Origin of the sequence: Aliirhizobium smilacinae, assembly GCF_006335145.1 — a bacterium.
In the GTDB taxonomy this organism is placed as follows: Bacteria; Pseudomonadota; Alphaproteobacteria; order Rhizobiales; family Rhizobiaceae; genus Neorhizobium; species Neorhizobium smilacinae.
In genome coordinates, this window is sequence record NZ_VDMN01000002.1 from 23,404 (window position 1) to 49,318 (window position 25,915).

Here is a 25,915-nt window from a genome sequence, read left to right on the forward strand (position 1 = left end):
CACGACATGAACCGCCGTTTTATCTCCATGGCAGCAATCGCATTTGCCACCAGCGTCATCGCCTTCGCCGCACAGGCTGCGGAGGTGAAGAACATCGTCATCGTGCATGGCGCCCTTGCCGATGGCTCCGGCTGGCGCAAGGCAACCGAAATCCTCGTCGACCGCGGCTTCAACGTCACCATCGTGCAGGAGCCGATCACCTCTCTTGCCGACGATGTCGCCGCCACCAACCGCGTGCTGGACCTGCAGGATGGGCCGTCGCTCCTCGTCGGCCACAGCTATGGCGGCATGGTCATCACCGAGGCGGGCAACAATCCCCATGTCGCTGGCCTCGTTTATGTGGCTGCCTTCCAGCCTGACAAAGGGGAGAGCCTGTTCGATCTGGCAAGCTCCAAGCCTGCCGGCGGAATGAACATCCGCGAAACGAAGGACGGGAAATATCTCTATCTGGACCCCGCGGCATTCGCGGGTGACTTTGCCGGCGACCTTCCGAAGAAGGACGCCGAATTTCTCGCCAGATCGCAGGTCTTCGCCGCCAAGCAGGCCTTCGCAGCGAAGATCAGCGAGCCGGCCTGGAAGACGCGCAAGAGCTGGACGGTCGTCGCTACTCATGACCGTTCGATCAATTCCGATCTCGAACGCGATATGGCCAGACGTGCGAGCAGCGACGTGACCGAGATTGCGGCAAGCCACGCCGTTTTCGCCTCTCAGCCCGAAAAAGTTGCCGATGTGATCGAAAAGGCCGCAAGAGCCCTTTCACAGTAAGGACCCACAGATCTCCCATCAAACTGAGCCGCGCCTTTTTGGGCGCGGCTTTTGTTACGCTCCGAGCGGCGCGCCAAGCAGAAAACGCCGGGTGATGCCGATGGCCTTGAGGAAAGCCTCGTCGTGGCTGACCACCAGAAGCGCACCGTCATAGGCCACAAGCCCCGCCTCAACGGCGGCGATGGAGTCAAGATCGAGGTGATTGGTCGGTTCGTCGAGAATAAGCAGTTGCGGCGGCCTTTCTCCCCCAAGGACGCAGGCCAGGCCGGCGCGCAACATCTGCCCACCCGACAATTGTCTCACTTGCCTGAGGCCGGCATCGCCACGAAACATGAAACGGGCGAGAGCCGCCCGGCAGGCATTTTCGCTGGCTCCGGGATTGAGCCGCATGAAATTGTCCCGGATCGACAGCTGCGGCTGAAGCAGGCTGACCTTCTGGTCGAGAAAGGCGCATGGCACCTCGACCCTGACGGAGCCTGAAAACGGCGCCAAACCTCCGGTGATGACGGACAGTAGCGTCGTCTTGCCCGTGCCGTTGGAACCGATGACGGCAAACCGCTCGGGACCAGTCATTGTCAGCGAAATATCGGAGAGGACTGGGGCATCGCTCGCATAACCCGCCGTCACCTTGTCCACCCGCAGCACCGTCCTCGACGCTACAATACCCGTGGATGGCAGCGAAACCTTGAAGGGATCGAGGACCTCCAGGCGGTCGCGGGCAGCAGACACATCGGCCCTCTTCTCTCCCGCCATTCGGCCTGCAGCCGCGGCCTTCTCTCCACCCGTCTGCTCCGCACGCATGGCGCGGCCGCCGGCCGAAATTCGCGGCATGCCGCCCTCTGCCGCTTTTCTTTTTCCTGCGCCATCGCGGCGCGCTTGCCGCTCCATCGTCTCCTGTGCCTTGCGCTCGACCTCGCCGAGCCGCTTCTGTGCGTCGGCCAGATCATGCCGGGCAGTGTCAAGCTCAAGAGCCTTGCGTTCCCGGTAATGGCTCCAGTTTCCGCCATAACGGCTGATGCCGAGCGATGTCAGCTCTATGATCGCATCGACATTTTCCAGAATCTCCCGATCGTGGCTGACGACCATCGCGCCCTGTCGCCAGCCAGCGAGAAGCTCGATCACCGCCGCCCGCCCGTCCCGATCGAGGTTGTTGGTCGGCTCGTCGAGGATCAGGAAATCGGGTGCGTGATAGATCTGGGCAGCCAGCGCGGCACGGGTACGCTGGCCGCCGGAAAGCTGCGCAAGCGACGTCGACAAAGGAATGGAGAGGCCAAAACGCGCCAGCGCCGCCTCGATATCCGGCTCCAGCATCCAGTCGATATCAGCCAGTTCCTCGAGCGTTGCCGTGCCTGCCTGTGCGCGCTCGATCAGCGCCAGCGCATGACGGACACCGAAGAGATCGGCGACGGTGTCCCCTTCCGCGACCTGTACACTCTGGCGCAGGATGTGGATGCCTGCGGGCGCCGCCACGGATCCCGACGCCGGCGACAAGTCACCTGCGATCAAGTTCAGAAGCGTCGTCTTGCCGACACCGTTGCGACCGACGAGCCCAGCTCGTTCGGGGCCGAAGACGATATTCAGATCGGAGAAGAGCGGACGACCGTCAGGCGTGGACCAGGACAGATTGGAGAGAGTAACGGAATGCGGCATGGACAAGGTTTTCCCGTATGGCAAGGCAAAGTGGCGTTGCGATCGGGTTGAAATCCATTGTCGATCATCCTGTTGGTACTGCTGACAAAAGAGACTTAGCGCTTTAAAATGGAACTTTCAAGGCAATGAGGCATGCCCACCCTACGCAGCAACGACACCAATCGACGTTTTACGGCCTACTGCCGCCGCCCTTTTCAGTAACGATCTGCACTCTTTTCGAGCATCCGCCAGATCGGCCTGGCGGGCCAATCCCGAGGGTGGTTACCGCTATGAATGGCTCAAGCAGAATTATGCCAGGCCGATCCAAATTGAAGATCTCGCGTCGCGAGCCGGTATGAGCGTCACATCTTTTCATCGGCATTTCCGCCGCGCCACATCGATGACGCCAATCCAATATCAGAAACGCGTCCGCCTAATCTATGCTCGCACGAAGCTGCTCCCGTAGCAGCAAAGCGTGGCTTCGATCGGCTTCGAAACTGGCTATGAAAGCGCCTCGCAGTTCAATCGCGAGTATCGACGGGCATTCGGCGAGTCGCCTGGCGTGGATGCCCAGCGGTTTCGCATTACCACCGTCGCGGTGGAGTAGCTTGTTGCACCTTGTCTGGTCTTGATTGGATCAGAACCAACGCCCCAGTTGGCACCGATTCATGATTTTCTGGTGGATACCCTCGCAGGACGATTCTAGCGGTGCGAAGCCGGCCTACTCAGCGCATGTGCCAAGGATTGGCATCATCGCCTTGACGTGCCCGTCGATGCGTTCCAGCACTTTTTGGGGAACATAAGCCCGTTCTGGTAAGGACCACCAAAACCTGTCGACCTGGCCCACAATTTCGGTCACCGCTCTGAGGACTGCAGCTTCCGGCAATTGTGCCCGATTGGCGAATGCTTTCCATCTCTGAGCATTCATCGCCTTGAATGAGCGCTCGCCAGCAAGCGAAAGTGCCATTGCGTCAGCTGGAACATACGGGATTGTTGATAGTACGTCGTAAACTGGGGCGATCGCTGGTTTGTCGCCCACACCACCGTAGGTCACTGACCAGTTTTTGAGATGCATATCGCCGTTACCAGTCATGACAGCGAAAGCCAGCCGTCGTACGAATTCGAGCGAGGTCGCCGTTGAGACCGCGATTGCGAGCGCTCTGGCGATGTCATGATACGCCGCCCCTTCGTATTTTCGGGAAGGATAGATACCAAATACCTGGGCGAAATCCTCCATGTGGATACGCTCACCGTTGGCCTCACGATCGAACCGCTTGACCAATAGGACTTTGCCATCTGACAGCGTCGCAAATTCTTCCGGAATGCCCTCAAAATCTGCTTGTTCGACAAGTTCGCGCTCCGGCACGTCCATCCCGATGGCTTCGGCCAAGGCGAGTTGAGCGTATTCGTTCTCGGAGACGCCGGGGAAAGATGTCGAGGGGAACTTGGCAATGTACGAACCCTGCTCGTCGCCGAGCGGGATGGTCAGTCCTCCACCCTTGCCTGTGTTCTTGATGACAGAGAGCTTCATCTGGACACCTGCCAGAGAAAATCGGGCTTTTGGTCTGGCGCGCGAACGCGCATCGACAGAAGCAACAGCGCCTACGCTCGGCGCGACACGAACGGCTCCGGGCAGATCCGAACCAAGCGCGACAAGGAGATCGAAGTCGTTTCCGGCCCGGACACTGCCTGCGTGGTGCTTCTCCATCGCTTCGCGCAGCTTGTCTTCCGGCAGAAGATTGGCAAAGAACGCAGGCAGTGCTCTGGCTATTGGCTTCGGATCTTTGCGGAGACCACCGGTGGCTGAACGAAAAGACAGGCTGAGCACAGGGAACCCGCCAGTCGCACGATAGCTGTCCTCGAAGCTGAATGCGTTAAAGTCGCCAGGGGTCCTCACGATCGTCCCAATTTTCCGATCATTTAGGAATACCTCGAGAGACGAAATGGACTTCGGATGAACCGGAACATCAGTCATGATCGTCGCTCTCCGAGCTGACAGCAAAGGCTGGCAGATCATCATAGTCATCATGAGGCTTTAGGAGAGCATTGACTGCCGGGGTGATCGCTTTCGGGATGAGCATCAGTTCCAGACCAAGCGCGCGCGCGATGTTGATCAATGTCGTAACGCGGGCAGCAGCGCTCCCGACCTCGATTTCGCGATACCTCGGGCGCGAGATGCCCGCCATATCGGCAACCTGCTCCTGTGTGAGTTGCAGGTCCTTGCGAGCCGCCTTTAACAGGCTACCAATTTCCAACAGAGGTTTTGACAAATCGTTCACATTGACACCCAGGCAGATCATTTTTTCTTAAAGGAAATGTATGCGGCTCTTTTGTCAAGCGTTTCGCTATCAAAATGATCTGCTTACATATCTCCTAGTCCAGAATGAGCCCCCAAGGGCTCACTGTCGCGAGGCGCCGACCACAATAGTTGACGTCCTAATCCGCACAGCAACAGGTATGATTTTATTAAATGCGACACCCTATTTCCGCTCGCCCTCGGCATTGGCGCCGAGAGAAACGGAATGAGCATGACCAAAAACGACATTTCATCACGTCATTTTCAGCGAAAGATATCCGAATTCTGCGAGTTGCGTATCGCGCCAATCGCATCCAGGCGGGTGCTGGAGAATATCCAGCCTTACCTAGTCAGTTTGATCATCTACCGGAAATCGCCACCGCTCCTGAATGGCCATATCGACTGGACGACGATTGGTCAGGCATGTGGGATCGAAGCCGAGCTGACGCTAGAATTGAAAAAGCAACTCCAGCCAGGCCTGGATGCAATCATCCGATGGCTCGGCGCTCCACCGGCAGCCGAAGGACGACGGCCACCAAAGCCGACAGTTAGCCCGCGCAAAACGGTGCCCGTCAAGAAGGGAGCTTCCATATCCTCGACCAGAAAGCCGCAACGCACAGCGGCCGACGGTTCCTTTGACCTGTCTGCGCCGACACGGCCTGGACCTGCACCGAAGCCGATCAGCCCCTACCCCGTGCCGCTTTTCGAGGCGACAGAAGATCCAGCGAGCTTTCAGGACGCGTTGACCTATCACATGCGGCGGTTCGGCGAGACCGAAAAGCGATGGTCTGGCGTCTTAGGCTCGCTTGAAGCGGCAATGAAGGACGTGGGGTACGATCAGCCCGTCCTTATCGGTATTGGTTCGGTGTTTCGGAACCAGGGGCAGTCTTTAGAAAACCAAGCGGCTCGTCTCTAGGCACTTGAAGCAGACCGGATCCTACGAGCAGGCGAGGTATGCTATTCAGGATACACCGGATGTCGTGCAACAGCACTATGGTCGCTTCCTACCGCAAGACAAGGCCGCACTGGCCGCCAAGATCCTCAATCAGGTTTGGGAAGCTGCCTAAGATCGGATGAGATGCTCGGCCCGGACGCCCAGACCATGCTGCATCCAGGCCGAGCATCTTCGTCCCGGGTCTTGAAGGAATTTCAACTGTGAGCCCGTCATTTCCCACTTACGAAATGCTCGGCGTTCGCAACGAGTTTGACTGCCAGGAACCGTTGCTCACATGCAGACTTTCGGACAGGCGCGATGGGAGAGGGTGCTTCAACCGATTACCGCTGTCTGCGATCAGTAGAGAACAAGCTTTGCTACTCAGCAGTGGACAACCCAGCCAACGCTGACGATAAATGCCAAAGCCGCACCCACAGATATTTGAAATCCAGAAAAAGCCATTTTGGTCTCAATTGATCGTAATGATACCCGAGGCTTCGGGTAGGTTGACCTAAAGCGTGGAACAGAAAACAGCCGCTTTTGTGACTTCAACATGCGCGTCTGACCATTATCAGCCCATAATGTGTAGCGGCGGCGTACAGGCCGACGATCGATGCGTAGTTGATGAAAAAGCCAAAAGTGCTTTCGTTGAAATCCCACATGTCGAGCGAGTAGGTCAGCATCAGCTTGGCACCGAACGCCATTTCAAAAGAACTTTTCACACCCCAAAGCGCAGTCCCAATTACCGCTGCGCGGAGTCCGATGATGCGGGCGGCGTTACGTGAGGTGAGACCCAAAAACGAACTGACAGTATTCATCACCACGCCCCATCGTGTTCCCAGATGCACCGCGATGATCAGCAATACCCAGTACCCTGCAAACATATGGATCTCGCGAACAGCAAAAGCACCGCTCAGAGCCGTGAATGGAAACAGGTCCCGAGAGACCAGGAAGCTCGTCACCAACATGACCGCCATGCCGATGGCAAGACCGACGATGGTGACGAGATTGACGATGCGAGCCGCGTCCATCCTGCGCTTGGCCACGCCGCCGTACCAGCGCCTGTTGAAGACGTTGTGCACGATAACGAGTGCCAGAAGAGCCGTACCGAACAGTTCGTGGGACAGATTGTCCAGCCACCAGTAGGCAAGGCACGCGATGACGAGGGCGACAGCCAGAAAATCGAGCAGAAGACGGATGCGGAACAGGTTCATTCGAATTCGAACCGCCGCATCTCGTTGAACGTGTACAGGAAATCCCTATCAGACCGGGACATGTGACAGCTCTGACAGCGAGCAGTGTTCTCGGCGGTGTTGATGGTGCCATCCGGCTTGAACCATTGGAACTGCCAGTCGGCTGTACGGCGGTTCTCGGCATAGTCCTGCCCCCAGTTCTCACCCTTCTCCATGATGAAGTAGCGGAACACCTTGCCGTCGCGGTAATCGACCAGCGCGACATGAGTGCCGTTCGGGATCGGTTTTCCAGCTTTGACAGCTTCGATCGCCTCGCGGGTCGTCATGATGTGCTCGGTGACTTCACCGCGCGTCACCGTAGTGTAGTGAACCAGCTTGTCGATGTCCGGCATCGTCGCGCGCGTCGGTTCTGCATGGACCTGCATGCCAGCAAACAGGACCGTCAGCCCTGCAAGCATCGCACCGCCAATTGCGCCGATTATTTTCTTCATCGAAACCTCTTCGTTCGGCGCCTCACCTAGGGTTAGCGCGTGTATTGTTCGTCGGTAACCTGTTCCATCCACTCGACCGACTTGCCGTCGAGCGTCTCGGAGATGGCGATGTGGGACATGCCCGTAGTTTCGGTCGCCCCGTGCCAGTGCTTTACGCCCGGCGGAATCCACGCGATGTCGCCCGGCCGGATTTCCTGAACTGCGCCATCCCAGTGCTGGACGAGGCCGACGCCAGCCGTGACGATCAGCGTCTGGCCGAGAGGATGTGTGTGCCACGCGGTGCGCGCACCCGGTTCAAACGTCACGGTCCCTCCACTGACTGTGGCAGGCGCCGTCGCCGAGAAGCGGGAGCCGACCCGGACGGCTCCGGTGAAGTTGTTCGATGGACCAGCCGTCGATGCATGCGTCCCTGCCCGCGTCACCGACACACCCTTATCGGCTTCGGCAAGCGCGGCGGACGCACCAAGGGAAAGAGCTACAGTAATTGCGGTCTTCATGTTCATTGATCACCTGTCATCGGGAGCCGGAGGACTTTTCTGAGCTACTCAGCAAAGACTTCCTTTGCGATCACCACGGCCGAGACCGCGCTAGGCCAGCCGGAATAGAACGCCATATGAGTGATCGTTTCGACGAGCTGTTCCTCCGTCAGCCCGTTGGCCTTGGCGCGTACGAGATGCGAACGAAGCTGATCCGGACGATTGAGGGCAATCAGCGCCGTGACCGTCACGAGGCTGCGATCCCGTTGAGAAAGCTGTGGGCGCTCCCAGACGTCGGTGTAAAGGACATCGTCGGTCAGTTCCGCCAGCTTCGGCGCGATATCGCCCATCAGTTGCTGTGTCCGCGACTTGGCGGAATCAAGGTTCGATGTTGGTGTCTGTGCCATGCTGGACTCCAATCCGGCTCCGAGGCAGAACGATACGGCCAGGATTCCCGGGATGATTTTCTTCACGTCTGTTTCCTCTCGATGCGCATCTTGCGACGTTCGTGGCAGCGGGCGCCGAGCGCACCCGCCTGGGATTGCCCTCACGCCGAAGCGAGGTATCGATCGAAGAATGGTTTCAATTTGCCGAGGGCTACGTCGACGTATTCCGGCACCCAATAAGTCTCGATGTGCTTGGCACCCTCGATCTTGAAGAGTTCCTTGTCCTTGGTCCCGGTTGCCTTGGGGAATGCGTCTTCCGTCATGTAGAGGGTATCGGCGGCGCTGCCGGCGATCATCAGCAGCGGCACGTCGATGAGCGCGATCTCGTCGGTCGCATCCCACCGCATCAGGTCCATGAGACTGCTCGTCGTGTACCTGAACGTCGAGCCAGGGTGGGCATGGGTGCGCCAATAATACTCGTAGCCTTCGCGATAGAGATCGAACGGCAACGCGGCGATCTGAGCATCGGTGAGGTTGGCGTCTCCGGAATAAAGAACCTCGCCGCCGGCCGCTTCCTGGGCACGTGCCGCGGAAGCCTGCTGAAGGCGCTGCTGGATCGTATCCATCTGACTGTCCTGGAAGCCGCTGCGGCGGACGCGTCCGGAATTGAACATGCTGAGCGTCGCTACCGCCTTGAAGCGCTTGTCGCTCTTTGCAGCCGCGAGCGAATAACCGCCCCCGCCGCAAATGCCGAACAGGCCGAGACGGGCCGTATCGACACCGGGGAACTGGCTGATGAAGTCTGCCATTCCGTGAATGTCCTCGATGCGGAACTGCGGCTTGTCGGTGCTGCGCGGCGCACCACCGCTTCCGCCCTGATAGGCAGCGTCGGCCGTGATGGTGATGAAGCCGCGTTCCGCCAGACGCTGGGCATAAAGACCGGTCGTCTGCTCCTTCACCCCGCCGTTCGGATGCGCCAGCACAAGCGTAGGATACTTCTTCGCCGGATCGTAGTCGGCCGGGGTGTAGACGTTGGCGACGATATCGAGGCCGTTCAGCTCATACTTCACCGGATGGATATTGACTTTGCCCGGCTCATTCTTGGTGATGGCACCGTCATAAACGAGGGTGAACGGGTTCTGCTTGTAGTCGGCGGCGACGGCCTTGGTCGTCATTGTTGACACTCCTAAGATTGCACCGGAGACGACGAGCGCGGACGCTCCGAGGAACTCGCGTCTTCTTGTGTTGATGATTTCGTCAGCCATCGTCTGGCTCCTTGTCTGTACGGGCTAGCGCCAATGATTCAGTCGAGCTTCTTGTCGGCGAGGAATTTGGATACCTGGTCGGCGATCTCGCCATTATTCAGATCCGACATCAGGAAGTGGGTGCCGCCCTTGATGCCGATCTCCGGCAGGTGGACGAGCGTCGCGTCGCCGCCGTGCTTGTTGACGGCCTCGACCCAGAGCTTGGCCATCGAAAGGCGAACCCGCCAGTTGTCCTGACCACGGTCGGTCGTCGGTTCGACCGGGAAATTGTCGTCGTAGTAGATGACGATCGGCAGCTTGGTCAGCTTCTCGAAGTCGGCGACGGGGACTGCCTCTCCCTTCAGCGTGCCGGCGGCACTTGGCATGTCGGCAGGAACTTCGCCTTCCGGAAAGATGAACCCGCTACCGGGTTCAAGCGCGACGATGCCCTTGACGTTCGGATTCTTGATCGCCGTCAGCCAGCCAGGACCGCCCGCCTGCGAATGGGTGAAAAGGATGCCGGGTCCGGTCTTGTCGAACAGGGCCGACATCGCATCGGAGATGACCTTGGCATCGTAAGGTCCGGTGTTCGGAGTGACCGAACGGAAAAACTGGTCGAGCGCTTCGGGACTGCGATCAAACTGGACGTTCTGGAAGTAGTCGGGCCATTTTCCGAGTCGGAACTGGTCGAAGAAAAGCTGATCATAGGGTGTGGGTTCGATCGTGGCCGCAATGGTGGAATTGCCTGCGCGGCCGCGGCGCGGCTGATCGACGAGATAGGTGGAGAAGCCCTTGCGCAGAAAGATGTTCTGGAAACCCTCGCGACCGTCAGGTGTCGTCTCCCAGCTTCTGGCCGACTGGAAGGCCCCGTGCAGCATGATAATCGGGAGGGGCTTCGGGTTCTGGGGGACCTGATAGAAAACGTAGGCGTGGTCGCCGTGAAGCGACTGTCCTTCGGCTGTCGGTGCGTTGTTGTTATAGGTGCCCGCGGTCTTGGAGACGGTTCCGCCGACGGCGAAGCTGCCCTGTTCCTGGATGGCGAGCGCTTCTGGCTTCGTCGCCGACTGTGCCTGAGCAACACCGGAGATCGCGATTGCGGTCGAGAACGCTAAGACGGAGAAGGCTTTGGCAAGTGTGCGGGGCATATCGATCTCACAACATTAAGTTGGGAGAAAGCTAACCGAGCGGCACTCAGGTGATTAGATACCTATTTCCGATTGAGGCCATTAGCCTGCCTTATCAATCACAGACGGTTGATTAGCGCGTTATCCACGATACCTGAGAGCCTCGACGACAAGCGCGAAGGCAGGAGATGCGTGTCGTCGGTTCGGGTAATAGAGATGATAACCGGGAAAAGGCGCGCACCAGTCTTCCAACACCCGAACTAACTCGCCCCGGGCGATCTGCTCGGCAACATGGTCGTCGGGCATGTAGGCGAGACCTAGCCCCCTTTTTGCAGCATCCATCCGCATCGCTATGTTGTTGAATACCAGTTGTCCCTCTACCCTTACCCTGAGTTCGTGCCCGTCCTTCTCGAACTCCCATGAGAGGATATTGCCGTGGGTCGGCATCCTGATCTGGATGCAGTTGTGTCCAGTCAGGTCTTCGGGCTTTTCGGGCCACGGGTTCTGCCGGAAATAGGAGGGAGCGCCCACGACCGCCATGCGCATCTCGGGACCGATCTTCACGGCTATCATGTCCTTGGCGACCTGTTCCCCCAGACGCACGCCGGCATCATAGCGCTCTGCCACGATATCCGTGAGCCCGTAGTCCACCGTGATTTCGACCTTCACATCCGGGTTGTCCGGCAGAAATTTATCAAGCGCCGGAGCTAGAACGGAGATCGCGGCATGCTCGCCCGCGGTGATCCGCACAGTCCCGGCGGGCTTGTCCCGCATTTCGCTAAGCGCCGTCAGCTCCGCCTGGATTTCCTCGAACCGCGGACCAGCCGTCTTGAGAAGACGTTCGCCTGCCGCCGTCGGCGATACCCGCCGTGTCGTCCTTGTCAGAAGCCGGAGACCCAGTCGCTCCTCAAGACCGCGAACCGTCTGGCTGAGCGCTGACTGAGATACGCCCAATTTGACCGCAGCTTTCGTAAAGCTCTCCTCGCGCGCCACCATCAGGAAGGCGACCAAATCGTTGAAATTCTCCTGCGGCATTCATTAGGAATCCTTATAGCTTCATGCTGATTACTGCCCCTAATCCGAAGGGTCGGCAAGGCATATCTTGTGTCCAACGAAACAGAGGCCCCGTCGTGGAGGACGGCATGGTCGACCTTGAACGGAACACGATATGCCGATCGGCCCAAATGCAACCGCCTCCCCGAACAAGAGCGCCATCCTTTCGATCATCCTGATCAGCTATGTGATGATCGTGCTCGACATTTCCGTGGTGCTAACTGGGCTGCCTAAAATCCATCAAGAACTCGGGTTTACCGACGCGAGCCTTGCCTGGGTGCAAAGCGCCTACACACTCACCTTCGGCGGCCTCTTGCTTCTGGGCGCACGCGCAGGCGACCTCCTCGGCCGCCGCCGCATGTTCATCGTCGGCATGGCGATCTTCACGCTCGCCTCGATCGCCATCGGCGCGTCGCAATCATCTGCTTGGATGCTGTCCTGGCGTGCCATCCAGGGACTGGGCTCCGCCGTCCTCGCACCTTCGACGCTGGCACTCCTGCAGACAAACTTCGACGAAGGCGAGGAACGCGTCCGCGCCGTTTCGCTCTACAGTGCCGCGGCTGGTGTCTCGGCGACCGTCGGACTGATCGTTGGCGGGCTGCTGGCGGACTGGCTCTCGTGGCGGGTCGGCTTTCTCATCAACCTGCCGATTGGTGTCGCCATGATCCTCGCGGCACGTGTCTACATCCCGGAAACGAACAGACGTCCCGGCACGTTCGACATCCCGGGTGCAATCACATCGACTATGGGTATGAGCACGCTTGTCTATGGCTTCATCCGCTCGGCGCAATCGGGATGGGACGGAATCACCATCGTAACCCTGATCGCCGCAGCCGTATTGCTTGCCGCTTTCGTGCAGATCGAATGGCGAGCAAAGCAGCCCATTCTGCCGCTTCGCCTGTTTTCGGATATCGAGCGGTCCGGAGCCTATGCAGCACGGGTCCTCTATCTCGGCGCAATGGTCGGCTTCTTTTTCTTCACGACGCTGTATCTGCAGGAAGTCGCAGGCTTCCGTCCGGCGGTGACGGGTCTGGCGTTTGTTCCGGCGACGATGCTGCATGTCCCGATCGCGATCCTCGTACCACGCCTTATCCGCCGCTTTGGCCGCAACACGATCCTCATCGTCGGAATGATCATCGGCATCGTCGCCATGGCCTGGTTGAGCCGCGCGGGTGTCGGCTCAGGCTACTGGACCGCCGTGGCACTGCCGATGGTGCTGATCGGGATCAGCCAGGGACTGACACTCAGCCCCCTCACGTCCTCAGGTGTTGCCCGTGTCGCCCGAGACGACGCAGGTGCCGCCTCCGGTGCGGTGAACGTCGCCCATCAGATGGGAAGTTCGGTCGGTCTCAGCATCCTCATCGCGGTAGCGGCCATCGGATCAGCGGGCCTGAGCGGAGCCGACCTTACCGCCTACCGCGTCTCGCGCGCATTCGATGCCGGAACGGTGTTGGTCGTACTCGCCCTTCTGATCGCCCTCATGACCATCGTCCCAGCGGCCCGCCGGCAGGACGTTAACCAAACAGAACCCGCGCCCGTGAAGAGCGCGGCGTAATCAAGGATGACTGACATGCAAAAACGCAAAATCGGCACTCTCGAAGTCTCGGCCCTCGGCCTCGGGTGCATGGGCTTGAGCCATGGCTATGGTGCTGCAACCGACACCAACGATGCCATCGCTCTCATCCGCGCAGCACATGACCACGGTGTTACCTTCTTCGACACGGCGCAGGTCTATGGCCCGTTCACCAATGAAGACGTCGTCGGAGAAGCGCTGGAGCCGATCCGCGACAAGGTTGTGATTGCCACCAAGTTCGGCTTCGAGATTCCAAGCCCCGATGGCGGCCAGCACATGAACAGCCGCCCGGACTATATCCGCCGGTCGGTCGAAGCTTCATTGAAGCGGCTGCGGACGGACATGATCGATCTCCTCTACCAGCACCGCGTCGATCCAAACGTGCCGATCGAGGATGTTGCAGGAACCGTCAAAGACCTGATCACCGAGGGCAAGGTGAAGCATTTCGGTCTATCCGAAGCTGGCGCTCAGACCATTCGCAAGGCGCATGCCGTCCAGCCCGTCACCGCCCTCCAGAGCGAATATTCGCTGTTCTGGCGGGAGCCGGAAAAGGAGATCATTCCGACACTCGAAGAACTGGGCATCGGCTTCGTTCCGTTCAGCCCGCTCGGCAAAGGGTTCCTCACAGGCAAGATCGACGAGACGGCGATCTTCGGTCCCGGCGACTTCCGCAACGTCGTCCCTCGCTTCCAGACCGAAAACCTGAAAGCCAACAAGGCACTCGTCGCAGCCCTCACCCAGATCGCGGAAGCCAAGGGAGTCACGCCCGCCCAGATCGCGCTTGCGTGGCTGTTGGCGCAGAAGCCCTGGATCGTGCCGATTCCCGGCACCACCAAGCTTCATCGCCTCGAGGAGAACCTCGGTTCTGCAGCTGTCGCACTCTCGACGGAGGACGCCGCGGACATCGCCACTGCGCTCGCGAAGATCGACATCGTCGGCGACAGATATCCCGCCCACCTCCAGTCGCGCGTGGGCAAGTAACTTCAGGAGAACGACGATGAAAACCAGAAAACTCGGAACCCTCGAAGTCTCCGCCCTCGGCCTCGGCTGCATGGGCATGAGCGCGGCCTATGGCCCGGCCGCCGACAAGGCAGACATGATCAAGCTTATGCGGTTCGCCTATGATCAGGGCGTGACGCTGTTCGATACGGCAGAGGCTTACGGCCCCTTCGTCAACGAAGAGCTTGTCGGCGAAGCGCTGACCCCGATCCGTGACAAGGTGGTCATCGCCACCAAATTCGGCTTCGATATCGATCTCAAAACCGGCGAACGCCGTGGCGGCACCAATAGCCGTCCGGAGCATATCAGGGCCGTCGCCGAGGCTTCCCTCAAACGCTTGAGGACCGACCGCATCGATCTCTTCTACCAGCACCGCGTCGATCCAGCCGTCCCGATCGAGGATGTCGCGGGGATCATCAAGGAGCTGATTTCTGAAGGCAAGGTCAAACATTTCGGCATGTCGGAAGCGGGCGTCGCGACCATCCGCAAGGCCCATGCCGTCCAGCCGGTCACCGCCCTTCAGAGCGAATACTCGTTGTTTACACGCGATCCGGAAGCAGAGCTGCTGCCTGTGCTCGAAGAACTCGGGATCGGCTTCGTGCCGTTCACGCCGCTCGGCGCTGGCCTACTAACGGGCAAGATCGACGAAAGCAAGACATTTGACGCAACGGACTTTCGTAACCTCGTGCCGCGATTCAACCCAGAGGCCCGCAAGTCCAATCTCGCACTGGTGGCTGCCATCACATCGATTGCGGATCACAAGCGCTCAACTCCTGCTCAGGTCGCGCTGGCCTGGCTGCTCGCGCAGAAGCCCTGGATTGCGCCAATCCCCGGCACGACGAAACAGCATCGTCTTGAAGAGAACCTGGGTAGCGTCGATCTCGAGTTGACCCCATCCGACTTGGCGGAGATCGGGGCAGTCCTCACGAACTTCGACGTCGTTGGCGAGCGACTGCCTGAATCCGTGCTCAAGATGACAGGTCTCTGAGATGGACGGCGTGCTGACCTCCCGTTTTGAGTTCGATGCCATAGGCACGTCCTGGGAAATCAACACGCCTGCGCCGCTCGGAGTGAAAATCAGGAATCGTATCCTCGATCTAGTTGAAGGTTTCGACAGCGTCTATTCGAGGTTCCGCCAGGATTCGATCGTGTCGCGGATCGCGCAGGCTGCCCACGGCGGTACATTCCGCTTTCCCGCCGATGCGGTTTCGATGTTCGATCTCTATGATCGGCTACATGCCGCAACAGACGGGGCGGTCGATCCGCTCGTCGGCCGAGACCTTGAGCTTCTTGGCTATGATCGACACTACTCGCTGGTCGCCAGCAAAGACGCTTTCGTTTCGATAGCAGCTCTCCGTCCGAACTGGCGACGGGATGTTCTAAGAAGCGGCAGGGCCGTTACGACTTTGCAGCCGCTCGGGATCGATCTTGGCGCGGTGGGCAAAGGCACTCTGGTCGATCGTGTCGCCGAACTTCTGAAGGCGGATGGGTTAGATTCCTTCGTGGTCGATGGCAGTGGAGACATGTGCCATCATGGGGAAGTTGTGCTCGATGTCGGTCTCGAACATCCTCTCGATCCGGGTCTAGTTGTCGGGATCACCAAGATCCGGAACGGCTCCATCTGCGCATCGGCCTCGAACAGGAGAAGCTGGGGCAATAGCCTCCACCATGTCCTCGATGGCCGCACCGGGCGGCCGACAACGGATGTAATCGCCACTTGGGCGGTTGCGGCCGACACGGCAACCGCCGACGGGCTGGCGACCGCACTCTTCTTCGGCCCGCCTTCCCGGCTGATGTCCACCTTCGACTTCTCATTTGTCCGCATGTTCGCCGGCGGACGCGTCGAGGTCTCGGACAATTTCATCGGCGAAGTCTTCACCTGAAAGGAATACCAGTGCGAAACAAGACACGTGGAATTCTCCTTACCACCGCTTTGACCATGACGCTTGCCGGAACCGCGGAGGCACATAGCGCAAGACCCGCCCGATATGCCGACGGTGTCTACACCGCGACCGGGGAATATGGAGGCCAGCCTTCGCATATCACCGTGAAGGCGACGCTCAAGGACGGGATTGTGACCGCGGTGGCAGTGACGCCGCATGCCTATGTTCCCCGCTCTCTCGAACTGCAACGCGCATTCGCGGCCGCCGTCCCGAAGGTCGTGGTGGGCAAGCGGATCGATCAGGTCAGAGTCGGCAAGCTGGCTGGCTCCAGCGGCACGCCGAAGGGTTTCAACGATGCCATCCGTCAGATCAGGCAAAAGGCGGCGCTGGGTGAAGCATATGGAACAGAAAGCCGTTAGAAAGATAGCAAGCCGTTGACCAGTCTCAGGACCGCACTGATGGCCTCGCTGCTACGAGGGTGAGCTACGCATAGCATCGTTACAGGCCAGAATCTCCAAAATAAGACGTTGAAATTGATGCATGTCTCGCTTTGAAATATGGTTTTCCCAACACTCGTTTCAAACACACTCTAGCGCCAGAGCCACACCCTGCCCCACACCCACGCACATGGTGGCAAGCGCGTAGCGGCCTTTGCAGGCGGCCAGTTGGATCGCGGCCGTGCCAGTGATTCGCGCACCTGACATGCCCAGTGGATGCCCGAGCGCGATCGCACCTCCATTCTGGTTTATGTGCTCGGCATCCTCGGCAATATCCAGTTCGCGTAGAACAGCAATGCCTTGCGATGCGAAGGCTTCATTGAGCTCTATGATGTCGAAATCTTCCGGGGAGAGCTTCAGCATCTTGCAGAGTTTTCGCGTGGCCGGTACCGGTCCCATACCCATGATACGCGGCAGCACCCCTGCGGTTGCTCCACCCATGATGCGGGCAATCGGGGTAAGTCCATATCTATTGACCGCCACCTCCGATGCGATGATCAACGCTGCCGCACCGTCATTGACGCCGGAGGCATTGCCAGCAGTCACCGTGCCCCCCTCCTTTCGGAAAGGCGTTCCGAGCTTGGCAAGGGCTTCCATTGTCGTCGCACGGGGATGCTCGTCTTCCGAAACGATCACCGCGTCGCCCTTACGCTGAGAGATGACGACAGGCGTGATCTCTCGGGCGAGCCGTCCGTCTTGCTGCGCCGCAGCCGCCTTCGCCTGGCTGCGGAAAGCAAAGGCATCCTGATCCTCCCGCGAAACACGGTATTCCTCCGCGACATTCTCGGCGGTTTCCGGCATGGAATCGACACCGAACTGTTTCTTCATTGCGGGATTGATGAAACGCCAGCCGATCGTCGTGTCGTGAATTTCTGCATGGCGTGAAAAGCCCGTTTCCGCTTTCGGCATGACGAACGGCGCCCGGCTCATGCTTTCCACGCCGCCGGCGATCATAAGGTCGGCTTCGCCTGCCCTGATCGCACGCGCAGCGGTGATGATCGCATCCATGCCGGAACCGCAGAGCCGGTTGATCGTCGTGCCCGGTACAGATGCCGGCAGGCCTGCAAGCAGCAACCCCATACGCGCGACGTTGCGGTTGTCCTCGCCCGCCTGATTGGCGCAACCGAAGACGACGTCATCGACGGCCTGCCAGTCGACTGCGGCGTTGCGCTCGATAAGAACCTTGAGCGGGATGGATGCCAGGTCGTCGGTGCGGATGGATGAAAGCGCGCCACCGAAACGGCCAATCGGCGTGCGGATATAATCGCAGATGAAGGCGTCGGTCATGGGGATGCTCCTGTAAGTTCAGGTACGACGAGATCGGCAACGGTCCCTTCGACATGCAACTGCGCGCCTGTCATGGCCTGCAGTTCGTCAATGCCGATTGCGTTCAGCTTCTCTCTCAGCACGAAACGCCGGTCGACGATGTCGATCACCGCATGGCTGGTGTAGATGCGGGTCACGCAGGCCACGCCGGTAAGCGGGAATGTGCAGGTTTCGACCAGTTTCGGCTCGCCATTTTTCGTCATATGCTCGGTAATGACGAAAACCTGTTTTGCGCCATGCACCAGATCCATGGCGCCGCCGACTGCTGGCACGCCCTTGGAGCCCACCCGCCAATTGGCGAGATCGCCGGCCTGCGATACCTGCAATGCGCCAAGAATGGCGACATCCAGATGCCCCCCGCGGACCATGGCGAAACTGTCGGCATGGTGGAAGAAGGCGGCACCCGGCTTCAGCGTCACTGCTTTTTTGCCGGCATTGATGAGATCCCAGTCTTCGTCACCAGGTTTCGGTGCTTCGCCGAAATCGAGAATACCGTTTTCAGTGTGGAAGACCGCTTCGCGGCCGGGCGGCTGATAGCGGGCGACCATTTCCGGAAACCCGATGCCGAGATTGACATAGGCGCCGTCGGCAATGTCCTGCGCCGCCCGCCAGGCGATCTGGGCGTTGGAGAGTTTTGTCTCTTCGTTCGTCATGCGTAGGCCACTCCCGCACGGATCAGGTCTTCTTCCTGTTTGGGATCGGCAACATGGACGACATGATCGACAAAAATGCCGGGCGTGACGACATGTTCAGGATCGATCTCTCCGGCAGGGACAATCGTTGCCACTTGCGCGATCGTCTTCGCGGCGGCCATACACATCAGCGGATTGAAGTTTCGCGCCGCCTTGTTGTAGGTGAGGTTGCCGTGAGTGTCGCCGACATGCGCCTTGACAATGGCGAAATCCGCCTTCAGCCAACGCTCCTGGACGTAATCCCGTCCATCGAATTCGGCGACTGGCTTGCCGTCCGCAAGCTCGGTCCCATAAGCGGTCGGCGTGTAGAAGGCCGGAATGCCGGCCCCTCCAGCCCTTATGCGCTCGGCAAGTGTACCTTGCGGCACGAGTTCGAGTTCGATCTCGCCTCGGAGATAACGTTCTGTGAAGGCGCGCGGATCGGAGGATTTCGGAAACGAGCAGATCATCTTGGCGACCATGCCGGCGTCGATCATTGCGGCGATGCCGATACGGCCGTTGCCAGCATTGTTGTTGATGACGGTGAGATCCCGCGGCCCCTTGTCGATCAACGCATGAATGAGCTCGATCGGAGCGCCCGATCCGCCGAACCCGCCGATCATCACCGTTGCGCCATCGCCGATTGCAGAGACAGCCTCAGCAAGGCTGCCGATCGTCTTGTCCATAAACTCCTCCTCAGGCTCGGACATGACCGGTCCCTTTCGGAACCCATGGCGAATTTGTAACGCCTCCACACCTCGACCTCAAAGGGTTTGTGCGTTAATAGATATTTGTTGCAATATCGCACGAAACGGAAGGCACGCATGGCGACAAAGCAAGGCGACATGATGGGCGGGTTGGCGAAGGGTCTGCGGGTGATTGAGGCGTTCACGTCAGACACGCCGCGGCTCAGCATCGCCGAGGCGGCGGCGATCACCGGGCTTGACCGAGCCACGACGCGGCGCTGCCTGCTGACGCTCGCCGAACATGGATACTGCGCTTACGACGGCAAGTTCTTTACCGTTACCCCGCGCGTATTGAGGCTTGGAACCGCTTGCCTTGCAACGATGCCGCTGCCGCGCATCGTCCAGCCCTGGCTTGACCGTCTGTCGGAGGAGATCGGCCAGAGCACATCGGTTGCCATTCTCGATGGCAGCGAGATCGTGTATGTGGCGCGGGCGGCCCAGCGGAAGGTCATGTCGATCGCGCTGATGCCGGGCTCGCGGCTGCCAGCCTATTGCACCTCGATGGGCCGCGTCATGCTGGCGGCGCTGGCCGACAGCGAGGCCCGCACGCATCTGGAGAGTGGTCCGCTCCTACCAAGGACATCTCAGACGCTGACGCAGGTGGACGCCATCATGGCCGAACTTGGAGAGATACGAAGCCAAGGATTTGCCGCCGTCGATCAGGAAGTGGAGCAAGGATTGCGCTCGATTGCGGTGCCGGTGAGAAACGCCCGTGGAATGGTCGTTGCGGCGCTGAATACCGGCCTTGCCGCATCTCTTGCGCCGATGGAAGAAATCATCCGCACCTATCTGCCGCCGCTGCGTAGCGTCAGCCTGGAATTGCGGACCGTCCTCTCGTGAAACAATCGGCACCACTTGTCAGGCAACGATGCGGGCACGGGCGCTGGCCGCCTCCCTGATCGTCTGCATCAGCAGTGACAGGGCAACCGAAGGCAAGGTCTCCGTCCGCATGGTCAGCCCAACCGGCCCACGGGTCTCGGTCGTATCGATCGGCAAGGTCTGCAACCGCCCGTCCTCGACATCGCGGGTGACGACACCGGCGGATATGATCCAGACCGCGTCGCTCGACAGAACGAACGCCCGCCCAAAAGCATCGGAGACGGTCTCGATCTGACTTGGAAGGCTCGACACTCCGTTGGCGATGAGAAACTGATCGACGAAAGGCCGGATGATCGACGATTGGGTTGGCATCAGGATCGGAAAGTCACCGAGTTGCGAAAAGATTGAGCCCGAAGAGACCAGAAGCGGATGCCCCGCGCACACGGCAAAGACGACCTGCTCCGAATACAGATGCTCGAACAGAAAACCTGCCATCCGGTCGGCACTGGCCAGACGCCCGACGACGAGATCGAGTTCGCCGAATCTGAGCTGCTCCAGCAGAACTGCATTTTCACCGGTTACGATCTTGATACGGCTCCAGGTCTTCTCTTTCAGGAACAGGTCGATCGCCGTTGGCATGATATGCGAGGACACCGTCGGAAGCGCGCCGACCCGAAGGAGTGGCGCCTCGCCGCCCCGTTCGTGAGATACGGAATCAAGCCCCTGGCGAAGCGCAGACATCGCGGCGCCCGCATGTCTGAGAAAAACCTCGCCGTAACGGGTGATCCGGATACCGCGCCCCTCACGCTCGGTCAGCGCTACGCCAAGCACTTCCTCCAGTTCGCGGATCGTCTTGGTCACGGCCGGCTGACTGATGTTGAGCACGCCTGCCGCCTTCACCACGCTTCGATGACGGGCGACCTCGGTGAATGCCTGAAGGTGGCGAAATTTGACGCGATTTTCGGTCATGTGATCTATAACCAACTGGATATGAGTTTCGGCCGATAACTCATTTTACCTAACCGTTTTAATATACCAAGATAATTTCAGGAGAGATCAATCATGCAATTTGCGCGTATCAACGACGTGGCGATCCATTATCAGGTGATCGGCGGGCCGGCCGGCAAGCCGGTAATCGTGTTCATCAATTCGCTGGGCACGGATTTTCGCATCTGGCGCGATGTCATCGTTCGGCTTGCCGGCGATTTTCCGATTCTCGTCTACGACAAGCGTGGACATGGCCTCTCCGATATCGGAACCACGCCCTATACCATTGAAGATCACTCAAGCGATCTTGCCGGCCTGATGGGTATGCTGAACGTGTCGGGCGCCATCGTCTGCGGGCTGTCAGTCGGCGGGCTGATTGCCCAGTCGCTTTGTCATAAAAGGCCCGATCTGGTGAAAGCACTGATCCTTGCAGACACCGCGAGCAGGATCGGCACAGCCGACATGTGGAATGCCAGGATAACCTCGGTCGAAACGGGCGGTATCGAGAGCATTCTCGACGCCGTGATGGAACGGTGGTTCACGCCGGCCTTCCGCAGCCCGGAAAACGTTGCATTCCGGGGATATTGCAACATGCTGTTGCGCCAACCGGCAGAAGGATATGCAGCGACCTGCGCGGCCATTCGCGACGCCAATTATACTCAGGAAGCAGCACGAATAAGCGTGCCGACGCTCTGCCTCGTTGGCGACCAGGATGGTTCGACACCGCCGGAACTCGTCAAGGCGACGGCGGAGCGTATTCCCGGCGCACGTTTCGAGATCATTGCCGATGCCGGCCATATCCCCTGCGTCGAGCAGCCGGAGGCGATGACCGAGGTGATCAAGGTTTTCATCGGCACTGCAATCGACCAGTCGGAAGGACCGCCGCATGGCTGACACGGAAACCGACAGGCACCGTCTTGGCATGGCGACGCGGCGCGCGGTGCTGGGCGATGCGCATGTCGATCGCGCCGTCGCCAACATGACGGAATTCGACGAACCCTTCCAATCGCTGATTACCGAGGCGGCCTGGGGGCATGTCTGGTCGCGCCCGAATTTTACCAAACGGGAGCGCTCGATCGTCACCATCGCGCTGCTCGCCGCGCTCGGCCAGGACGAAGAGGTCGCCATGCATGTGCGGGCAACTGCCAATACCGGTGCGTCACGGGAGGACGTGCGTGAAGCGCTGCTGCATGTCGCGATCTACGCCGGCGTGCCGGCTGCAAATCATGCCATCAAAATTGCCAGGCGGGTTTATAACGAGGTGGACGCCGCCCGGACATCGGAGGAGGAGAAGTGAGGCATGTCGTTCCAATCCAATCAACGCCCGGAGACCGGCGCCTTCTTTGCGCGTGACCGCGGCTGGCATGCGCCGGCACTGACGCCGGAGTACAAGACATCGATACTGCGTTCACCGCAGCGCCCGCTTCTGTCGCTCGACGGCACGATTTCGGAAATCACCGGCCCGGTCTTTGGCCATTCGATGATCGGCGAACTCGACAATGATCTGATCCAGAATTACGCCCGGCCCGGCGAAAGCGCGATCGGCGAGCGCATCATCGTGCATGGCCGGGTGCTTGATGAGAGTGCCAGGCCGGTGCGCGGGGCGCTTCTGGAATTCTGGCAGGCCAATGCCGGTGGTCGTTACCGCCACAAAAAAGAGACCTATCTGGCCGCGATCGACCCCAATTTCGGTGGCTGCGGCCGCACGATCACTGACGATGATGGACATTATGCCTTCCGGACAGTGAAACCCGGTCCTTATCCTTGGCCGAACGGGGTCAATGACTGGCGCCCTGCGCATATCCATTTTTCCGTCTTCGGACACGGCTTTGCCCAGAGGCTGATAACCCAGATGTATTTCGAGGGCGATCCGATGATCTGGAAATGTCCGATCGTTCAGACCATCCCGGATCGTGCCGCGATCGAGCAATTGATCGCGCCGCTCGACTGGGGCCAGACGATCCCGATGGATGCTCGCGCCTTCAAATTCGACATCGTGCTGCGCGGCCGCCGTTCGACACTGTTTGAAAACCGGCTGGAGGGAAACTGATGGTGCAGGAACCTCACCGGCTGAAGGAAACGCCGTCGCAAACAGCTGGCCCTTATGTGCATATCGGTCTGACGCCGAATTTCTGCGACATACATGGCGTCTACGATACCGATCTCGGCACCGCGATGGTCAACGACAAGACACTCGGAGAACGGATCACGCTACGCGGCCGCATCTTCGACGGTGCCGATACGGTCCTGCGCGATAGCATGGTGGAAATCTGGCAGGCCGACAGCGCCGGGTTTCATAACAGCCCCTCGGAGCTGCGCGGCACGGCAGACGCCAATTTCACCGGCTGGGGTCGCTGTCCGACAAGCGGCGAAGACGGGTTTTTCCATTTCGACACGATCAAGCCCGGCAAAGTGCCCTATAAGGACGGGCGCTGGATGGCGCCGCATATCACGCTCTGGATCGTCGCCCGCGGTATCAATATCGGGCTTCATACCCGCGCCTATTTTTCCGACGAAGCCGAGGCCAACGCCGTCGATCCATTGCTGTTGCGCATCGAGCATCGTGCGCGCGTCGAAACGATGATCGCGCAGCGGGATGGCAACACCTATTCGATAGACATCCATCTGCAGGGACCGAAGGAAACCGTGTTCCTGGATATCTGACGGGACCACTATAGGATCACATCAGTTCGAGACCGGGATACCCGATGGCCATTTCTGCGTTCGATCATCCCTTTCTCTGCGGGCTTTTCGGTGATGAAGAGGTAGCAGTGCATCTTTCGGCGGAAGCCGATATCACGGCCATGCTTGCCTTCGAGGCAGCTCTGGCGCGTGCCGAGGCGAAGGCCGGGATCGTTCCGGCCGCTGCGGCAGATCGCATAACCGAAGTCTGCCGTAGCTTCCGCCCGGATATGGAACAACTGAAAATAGCGGTCGCAACCGATTCCGTCGTCGTACCGGAATTGGTGAGGCAATTGCGACGTGCCATCGGAGATGAAGAGGCGCAATATCTGCACGTCGGCGCGACAAGCCAGGATGTCATAGATACGAGCCTGATGCTGCGCATGAAGACAATCCTGTCGCTGCTGGCAAGTCGTGTCGAAAGAGTGATCGGTAGACTGGATCAGCTGGATCGGGCCTTTGGGGAACAGCCGCTGATGGCCTATACCCGCATGCAGGCCGCCATCCCGATTACCGTTTCGGATCGGCTTCGTGCCTGGCGCGACCCTCTTGCGCGGCACTTGCAGGCCATTAATGCACTCGAATTTCCCGTACAGTTAGGCGGTGCGGCGGGATCGCTCGATCGGCTTGGCAATCTCGGGGATCAGGTCAGGGCGGAACTGGCCCGGGAACTCGCGCTTTCGGACCTCCGCCAATGGCAAAACCAGCGGGACCCCATCATCAACGTCGGCCATTGCCTTTCGCTGGTGAGTGGTACACTTGGGAAAATGGGACAGGACATCGCCCTGATGGCTCAGTCCGGCGGCGAGATCGAGCTTTCCGGCGGCGGGACGTCTTCCGCCATGGTGCACAAACAAAACCCCGTTGCGGCTGAAATGCTGGTGACGCTCGCCCGCTTTAATGCCGTGCAGATCTCGGGCCTGCACCAGTCACTTGTGCATGAACAGGAACGGTCGGGTGCGGCCTGGACGCTCGAATGGTTGCTCCTGCCGCAGATGACCATGGCAACCGCGGCTGCGCTTCGGCTTGCCGATCAACTGGTCGGTGAAATCCGGCGCATTGGCACTCCGGCATAAGACCACGACAAGCGTCAGGGGCGCACCGGCCGCCTCTCCTGCGCCGATCTGGCGATTGCCTGGATGGTCGCAAGCGTCATCATTCCATCGCGGGCGGACACGAGCGGCTTTGCCTTTTTGGCGATGACGTCGATGAAATGGGCAAGCTGGTTTTCATAGGCGCGGCTGCCGTCGAGCGTGACATGTCGCCTGACAAGCGGGTCCTGCCAATGGCCGTTTTCCGTTTCGTGCTGCCATAATTCCATCAAGGGCAAGGCCAAAGCGGCGCGGGTGCCGGAAAAGAAATAGGCGTTTTCCGGCTGATGGGGAAAATACAGCGCCTGCCCCGCTGCCGTATCCCAGTTATAGGGCGAGACGGCGGTATCGCTCATCATCAGCGTTCCGAGCGCGCCGGAGGCAAAACGCAGCGCGATACTGGCTGTGTCCTCCACCTCAAAACCCCGAACTCCATTCGAGGTGAAGGCCATGACCTCGTCGATATCGCCGCAGATGAACCGGAGACAATCGATGTCGTGAATGAGGTTGATCAGCAGAGGCCCGCCGCCCGGCTGGCGGCGCCAGGCGGTATCGAAATAATCCGCGGGCTTGTCGGCCATCCACATCGCATTGACGGCGACAAGACGTCCCAGCTTGCCCGCCTCAACCAATTCACGCGCCTTGGCGATATCCGGGCTATGCCTGCGCTGATGACCGATCAGAACCGGCACGTTTTCCCGCTCGGATGTTTCGACAATCCGCATCGCGGCTTCAAGCGTATCGGCCACCGGCTTTTCCACCAGGCAGGGAATGCCGCGCTCGACACAGGCGATGGCCGCATCCGCGTGAAGAGCATTCGGCAGGGCGATGATCGCACCGTCCGGCCTCATCTCATCGAGCATCGTTCGAAATTCGGCGTAATGGCGCGCACCGAACGCATTCGCCACGGCCTTCGCCGTATCGGCCGGATCAGCGATCGCAATGAGGTCGGCATCCGGGGTTTTCGACAGCAACAGGGCATGTTCACGTCCGATCAAGCCGGCGCCCAGCAACACAATCCTTTTGGGTGTCGAGGTCATAATAGCTCCA

General features: G+C 59.5%; 27 protein-coding genes and 2 pseudogenes. 14 read left to right on the forward strand and 15 right to left on the reverse strand.

The genetic code is table 11. The annotated features are described in order from the left end of the window. The first annotated feature begins 6 nt into the window (after positions 1-6). Positions 7-765 (forward strand): alpha/beta hydrolase, encoded by a 759-nt coding sequence (locus FHP24_RS10935; protein ID WP_139676246.1) that lies wholly within the window; start codon positions 7-9, stop codon positions 763-765. A gap of 54 nt (positions 766-819) precedes the next feature. Here the strand turns inward: FHP24_RS10935 and FHP24_RS10940 are convergent, their stop codons facing one another. Continuing rightward, on the reverse strand, positions 820-2,415 hold the full coding sequence (locus tag FHP24_RS10940; RefSeq protein ID WP_139676247.1) for an ABC-F family ATP-binding cassette domain-containing protein: 1,596 nt from the start codon (positions 2,413-2,415) through the stop codon (positions 820-822). Between the two features lie 205 nt (positions 2,416-2,620). Here FHP24_RS10940 and FHP24_RS29420 point away from each other — a divergent pair. Beyond that, positions 2,621-3,001: pseudogene (locus FHP24_RS29420) on the forward strand (helix-turn-helix domain-containing protein). Positions 3,002-3,115: 114 nt separating this feature from the next. Here the strand turns inward: FHP24_RS29420 and FHP24_RS10950 are convergent. Together FHP24_RS10950 and FHP24_RS10955 are read right to left on the reverse strand one after the other, a co-directional pair. Then, positions 3,116-4,369: a type II toxin-antitoxin system HipA family toxin gene (locus tag FHP24_RS10950; protein WP_139676248.1), complete on the reverse strand. Its 1,254-nt coding sequence runs from the start codon at positions 4,367-4,369 to the stop codon at positions 3,116-3,118. Next, positions 4,362-4,694, reverse strand: a complete 333-nt coding sequence (locus FHP24_RS10955) for a helix-turn-helix domain-containing protein (protein ID WP_139676249.1) — start codon at positions 4,692-4,694, stop codon at positions 4,362-4,364. The genes FHP24_RS10950 and FHP24_RS10955 overlap by 8 nt, the downstream gene beginning before the upstream one ends. Before the next feature lie 222 nt (positions 4,695-4,916). Between FHP24_RS10955 and FHP24_RS10960 the strand changes: the two are divergent. Next, a pseudogene (locus tag FHP24_RS10960) lies at positions 4,917-5,465 on the forward strand (hypothetical protein); the annotation flags it as partial. A gap of 707 nt (positions 5,466-6,172) precedes the next feature. Here FHP24_RS10960 and FHP24_RS10965 read toward each other — a convergent pair. The 7 genes from FHP24_RS10965 to FHP24_RS10995 form a co-directional block, all read right to left on the reverse strand. Beyond that, positions 6,173-6,838, reverse strand: a complete 666-nt coding sequence (locus tag FHP24_RS10965; RefSeq protein WP_139676250.1) for a DUF4405 domain-containing protein — start codon at positions 6,836-6,838, stop codon at positions 6,173-6,175. Next, complete coding sequence (locus FHP24_RS10970; protein ID WP_139676251.1) at positions 6,835-7,308, reverse strand: cytochrome P460 family protein; 474 nt, start codon at positions 7,306-7,308, stop codon at positions 6,835-6,837. The genes FHP24_RS10965 and FHP24_RS10970 overlap by 4 nt, the downstream gene beginning before the upstream one ends. Before the next feature lie 32 nt (positions 7,309-7,340). After that, positions 7,341-7,811: a (R)-mandelonitrile lyase gene (locus FHP24_RS10975; protein WP_139676252.1), complete on the reverse strand. Its 471-nt coding sequence runs from the start codon at positions 7,809-7,811 to the stop codon at positions 7,341-7,343. Between the two features lie 38 nt (positions 7,812-7,849). Then, positions 7,850-8,191 (reverse strand): carboxymuconolactone decarboxylase family protein, encoded by a 342-nt coding sequence (locus FHP24_RS10980; RefSeq protein ID WP_139676253.1) that lies wholly within the window; start codon positions 8,189-8,191, stop codon positions 7,850-7,852. 140 nt (positions 8,192-8,331) lie between these two features. Beyond that, positions 8,332-9,435, reverse strand: a complete 1,104-nt coding sequence (locus tag FHP24_RS10985; protein WP_139676254.1) for an alpha/beta hydrolase — start codon at positions 9,433-9,435, stop codon at positions 8,332-8,334. Between the two features lie 38 nt (positions 9,436-9,473). Beyond that, positions 9,474-10,559 carry an alpha/beta hydrolase gene (locus FHP24_RS10990; protein WP_139676255.1) on the reverse strand — a complete coding sequence of 362 codons (1,086 nt, stop codon included), beginning with the start codon at positions 10,557-10,559 and terminating at the stop codon, positions 9,474-9,476. Between the two features lie 120 nt (positions 10,560-10,679). Continuing rightward, positions 10,680-11,573 (reverse strand): LysR family transcriptional regulator, encoded by an 894-nt coding sequence (locus FHP24_RS10995; RefSeq protein ID WP_139676256.1) that lies wholly within the window; start codon positions 11,571-11,573, stop codon positions 10,680-10,682. A gap of 133 nt (positions 11,574-11,706) precedes the next feature. On the opposite strand from FHP24_RS10995, the gene FHP24_RS11000 reads away from it, so the two are divergent. Genes FHP24_RS11000 through FHP24_RS11020 form a run of 5 tightly spaced genes read left to right on the forward strand, consistent with a single transcriptional unit; the run spans position 11,707 to position 16,465 of the window. After that, positions 11,707-13,146 carry an MFS transporter gene (locus tag FHP24_RS11000; protein ID WP_139676257.1) on the forward strand — a complete coding sequence of 480 codons (1,440 nt, stop codon included), beginning with the start codon at positions 11,707-11,709 and terminating at the stop codon, positions 13,144-13,146. Positions 13,147-13,161: 15 nt separating this feature from the next. After that, positions 13,162-14,145, forward strand: coding sequence for an aldo/keto reductase (locus FHP24_RS11005; protein ID WP_139676258.1), 984 nt, complete (start codon positions 13,162-13,164; stop codon positions 14,143-14,145). Between the two features lie 16 nt (positions 14,146-14,161). Continuing rightward, positions 14,162-15,151, forward strand: a complete 990-nt coding sequence (locus tag FHP24_RS11010; protein WP_139676259.1) for an aldo/keto reductase — start codon at positions 14,162-14,164, stop codon at positions 15,149-15,151. A gap of 1 nt (position 15,152) precedes the next feature. Continuing rightward, positions 15,153-16,046, forward strand: coding sequence for an FAD:protein FMN transferase (locus tag FHP24_RS11015; protein ID WP_139676260.1), 894 nt, complete (start codon positions 15,153-15,155; stop codon positions 16,044-16,046). A gap of 11 nt (positions 16,047-16,057) precedes the next feature. Then, on the forward strand, positions 16,058-16,465 hold the full coding sequence (locus FHP24_RS11020; protein ID WP_246091701.1) for a hypothetical protein: 408 nt from the start codon (positions 16,058-16,060) through the stop codon (positions 16,463-16,465). Between the two features lie 159 nt (positions 16,466-16,624). Here the strand turns inward: FHP24_RS11020 and pcaF are convergent, their stop codons facing one another. From pcaF to FHP24_RS11035, 3 genes are read right to left on the reverse strand one after another with little or no spacing between them, the layout of a single operon-like run. After that, positions 16,625-17,830 carry a 3-oxoadipyl-CoA thiolase gene (gene pcaF / locus FHP24_RS11025; protein ID WP_139676261.1) on the reverse strand — a complete coding sequence of 402 codons (1,206 nt, stop codon included), beginning with the start codon at positions 17,828-17,830 and terminating at the stop codon, positions 16,625-16,627. Continuing rightward, on the reverse strand, positions 17,827-18,522 hold the full coding sequence (locus FHP24_RS11030; protein ID WP_139676262.1) for a 3-oxoacid CoA-transferase subunit B: 696 nt from the start codon (positions 18,520-18,522) through the stop codon (positions 17,827-17,829). The genes pcaF and FHP24_RS11030 overlap by 4 nt, the downstream gene beginning before the upstream one ends. Continuing rightward, entirely contained in the window at positions 18,519-19,226 is a 708-nt protein-coding gene (locus FHP24_RS11035; protein WP_139676263.1) for a 3-oxoacid CoA-transferase subunit A, read from the reverse strand. The genes FHP24_RS11030 and FHP24_RS11035 overlap by 4 nt, the downstream gene beginning before the upstream one ends. A 138-nt stretch (positions 19,227-19,364) precedes the next feature. On the opposite strand from FHP24_RS11035, the gene FHP24_RS11040 reads away from it, so the two are divergent. Further along, entirely contained in the window at positions 19,365-20,126 is a 762-nt protein-coding gene (locus FHP24_RS11040) for an IclR family transcriptional regulator domain-containing protein (protein ID WP_139676264.1), read from the forward strand. A gap of 18 nt (positions 20,127-20,144) precedes the next feature. Here FHP24_RS11040 and pcaQ read toward each other — a convergent pair whose 3' ends face one another. After that, on the reverse strand, positions 20,145-21,074 hold the full coding sequence (pcaQ, locus tag FHP24_RS11045; protein ID WP_139676265.1) for a pca operon transcription factor PcaQ: 930 nt from the start codon (positions 21,072-21,074) through the stop codon (positions 20,145-20,147). Between the two features lie 93 nt (positions 21,075-21,167). Here pcaQ and pcaD point away from each other — a divergent pair, with 93 nt between their 5' ends. From pcaD to FHP24_RS11070, 5 genes are read left to right on the forward strand one after another with little or no spacing between them, the layout of a single operon-like run. Next, positions 21,168-21,986 carry a 3-oxoadipate enol-lactonase gene (gene pcaD / locus FHP24_RS11050; protein ID WP_139676266.1) on the forward strand — a complete coding sequence of 273 codons (819 nt, stop codon included), beginning with the start codon at positions 21,168-21,170 and terminating at the stop codon, positions 21,984-21,986. Beyond that, positions 21,979-22,389, forward strand: a complete 411-nt coding sequence (gene pcaC / locus FHP24_RS11055; protein WP_139676267.1) for a 4-carboxymuconolactone decarboxylase — start codon at positions 21,979-21,981, stop codon at positions 22,387-22,389. Before pcaD ends, pcaC begins: the two co-directional genes overlap by 8 nt. A gap of 3 nt (positions 22,390-22,392) precedes the next feature. Next, positions 22,393-23,142, forward strand: a complete 750-nt coding sequence (pcaH, locus tag FHP24_RS11060) for a protocatechuate 3,4-dioxygenase subunit beta (RefSeq protein WP_139676268.1) — start codon at positions 22,393-22,395, stop codon at positions 23,140-23,142. After that, on the forward strand, positions 23,142-23,756 hold the full coding sequence (gene pcaG / locus FHP24_RS11065; RefSeq protein ID WP_139676269.1) for a protocatechuate 3,4-dioxygenase subunit alpha: 615 nt from the start codon (positions 23,142-23,144) through the stop codon (positions 23,754-23,756). Before pcaH ends, pcaG begins: the two co-directional genes overlap by 1 nt. A gap of 44 nt (positions 23,757-23,800) precedes the next feature. Then, positions 23,801-24,850: a 3-carboxy-cis,cis-muconate cycloisomerase gene (locus tag FHP24_RS11070; protein WP_139676270.1), complete on the forward strand. Its 1,050-nt coding sequence runs from the start codon at positions 23,801-23,803 to the stop codon at positions 24,848-24,850. Positions 24,851-24,864: 14 nt separating this feature from the next. On the opposite strand, the gene FHP24_RS11075 is transcribed toward FHP24_RS11070, so the two are convergent. Beyond that, positions 24,865-25,905, reverse strand: coding sequence for a Gfo/Idh/MocA family protein (locus tag FHP24_RS11075; protein ID WP_139676271.1), 1,041 nt, complete (start codon positions 25,903-25,905; stop codon positions 24,865-24,867). Between the last annotated feature and the right edge of the window lie 10 nt (positions 25,906-25,915).

Bases quoted from the DNA above. Each gene is read 5' to 3' on its own strand.
- FHP24_RS10935 (WP_139676246.1), top strand. From the start codon at position 7: ATGAACCGCCGTTTTATCTCCATGGCAGCAATCGCATTTGCCACCAGC.
- FHP24_RS10940 (WP_139676247.1), bottom strand. From the start codon at position 2,415: ATGCCGCATTCCGTTACTCTCTCCAATCTGTCCTGGTCCACGCCTGAC.
- FHP24_RS10950 (WP_139676248.1), bottom strand. From the start codon at position 4,369: ATGACTGATGTTCCGGTTCATCCGAAGTCCATTTCGTCTCTCGAGGTA.
- FHP24_RS10955 (WP_139676249.1), bottom strand. From the start codon at position 4,694: ATGATCTGCCTGGGTGTCAATGTGAACGATTTGTCAAAACCTCTGTTG.
- FHP24_RS10965 (WP_139676250.1), bottom strand. From the start codon at position 6,838: ATGAACCTGTTCCGCATCCGTCTTCTGCTCGATTTTCTGGCTGTCGCC.
- FHP24_RS10970 (WP_139676251.1), bottom strand. From the start codon at position 7,308: ATGAAGAAAATAATCGGCGCAATTGGCGGTGCGATGCTTGCAGGGCTG.
- FHP24_RS10975 (WP_139676252.1), bottom strand. From the start codon at position 7,811: ATGAACATGAAGACCGCAATTACTGTAGCTCTTTCCCTTGGTGCGTCC.
- FHP24_RS10980 (WP_139676253.1), bottom strand. From the start codon at position 8,191: ATGGCACAGACACCAACATCGAACCTTGATTCCGCCAAGTCGCGGACA.
- FHP24_RS10985 (WP_139676254.1), bottom strand. From the start codon at position 9,435: ATGGCTGACGAAATCATCAACACAAGAAGACGCGAGTTCCTCGGAGCG.
- FHP24_RS10990 (WP_139676255.1), bottom strand. From the start codon at position 10,559: ATGCCCCGCACACTTGCCAAAGCCTTCTCCGTCTTAGCGTTCTCGACC.
- FHP24_RS10995 (WP_139676256.1), bottom strand. From the start codon at position 11,573: ATGCCGCAGGAGAATTTCAACGATTTGGTCGCCTTCCTGATGGTGGCG.
- FHP24_RS11000 (WP_139676257.1), top strand. From the start codon at position 11,707: ATGCCGATCGGCCCAAATGCAACCGCCTCCCCGAACAAGAGCGCCATC.
- FHP24_RS11005 (WP_139676258.1), top strand. From the start codon at position 13,162: ATGCAAAAACGCAAAATCGGCACTCTCGAAGTCTCGGCCCTCGGCCTC.
- FHP24_RS11010 (WP_139676259.1), top strand. From the start codon at position 14,162: ATGAAAACCAGAAAACTCGGAACCCTCGAAGTCTCCGCCCTCGGCCTC.
- FHP24_RS11015 (WP_139676260.1), top strand. From the start codon at position 15,153: ATGGACGGCGTGCTGACCTCCCGTTTTGAGTTCGATGCCATAGGCACG.
- pcaF (WP_139676261.1), bottom strand. From the start codon at position 17,830: ATGACCGACGCCTTCATCTGCGATTATATCCGCACGCCGATTGGCCGT.
- FHP24_RS11030 (WP_139676262.1), bottom strand. From the start codon at position 18,522: ATGACGAACGAAGAGACAAAACTCTCCAACGCCCAGATCGCCTGGCGG.
- FHP24_RS11035 (WP_139676263.1), bottom strand. From the start codon at position 19,226: ATGGACAAGACGATCGGCAGCCTTGCTGAGGCTGTCTCTGCAATCGGC.
- FHP24_RS11040 (WP_139676264.1), top strand. From the start codon at position 19,365: ATGGCGACAAAGCAAGGCGACATGATGGGCGGGTTGGCGAAGGGTCTG.
- pcaQ (WP_139676265.1), bottom strand. From the start codon at position 21,074: ATGACCGAAAATCGCGTCAAATTTCGCCACCTTCAGGCATTCACCGAG.
- pcaD (WP_139676266.1), top strand. From the start codon at position 21,168: ATGCAATTTGCGCGTATCAACGACGTGGCGATCCATTATCAGGTGATC.
- pcaC (WP_139676267.1), top strand. From the start codon at position 21,979: ATGGCTGACACGGAAACCGACAGGCACCGTCTTGGCATGGCGACGCGG.
- pcaH (WP_139676268.1), top strand. From the start codon at position 22,393: ATGTCGTTCCAATCCAATCAACGCCCGGAGACCGGCGCCTTCTTTGCG.
- pcaG (WP_139676269.1), top strand. From the start codon at position 23,142: ATGGTGCAGGAACCTCACCGGCTGAAGGAAACGCCGTCGCAAACAGCT.
- FHP24_RS11070 (WP_139676270.1), top strand. From the start codon at position 23,801: ATGGCCATTTCTGCGTTCGATCATCCCTTTCTCTGCGGGCTTTTCGGT.
- FHP24_RS11075 (WP_139676271.1), bottom strand. From the start codon at position 25,905: ATGACCTCGACACCCAAAAGGATTGTGTTGCTGGGCGCCGGCTTGATC.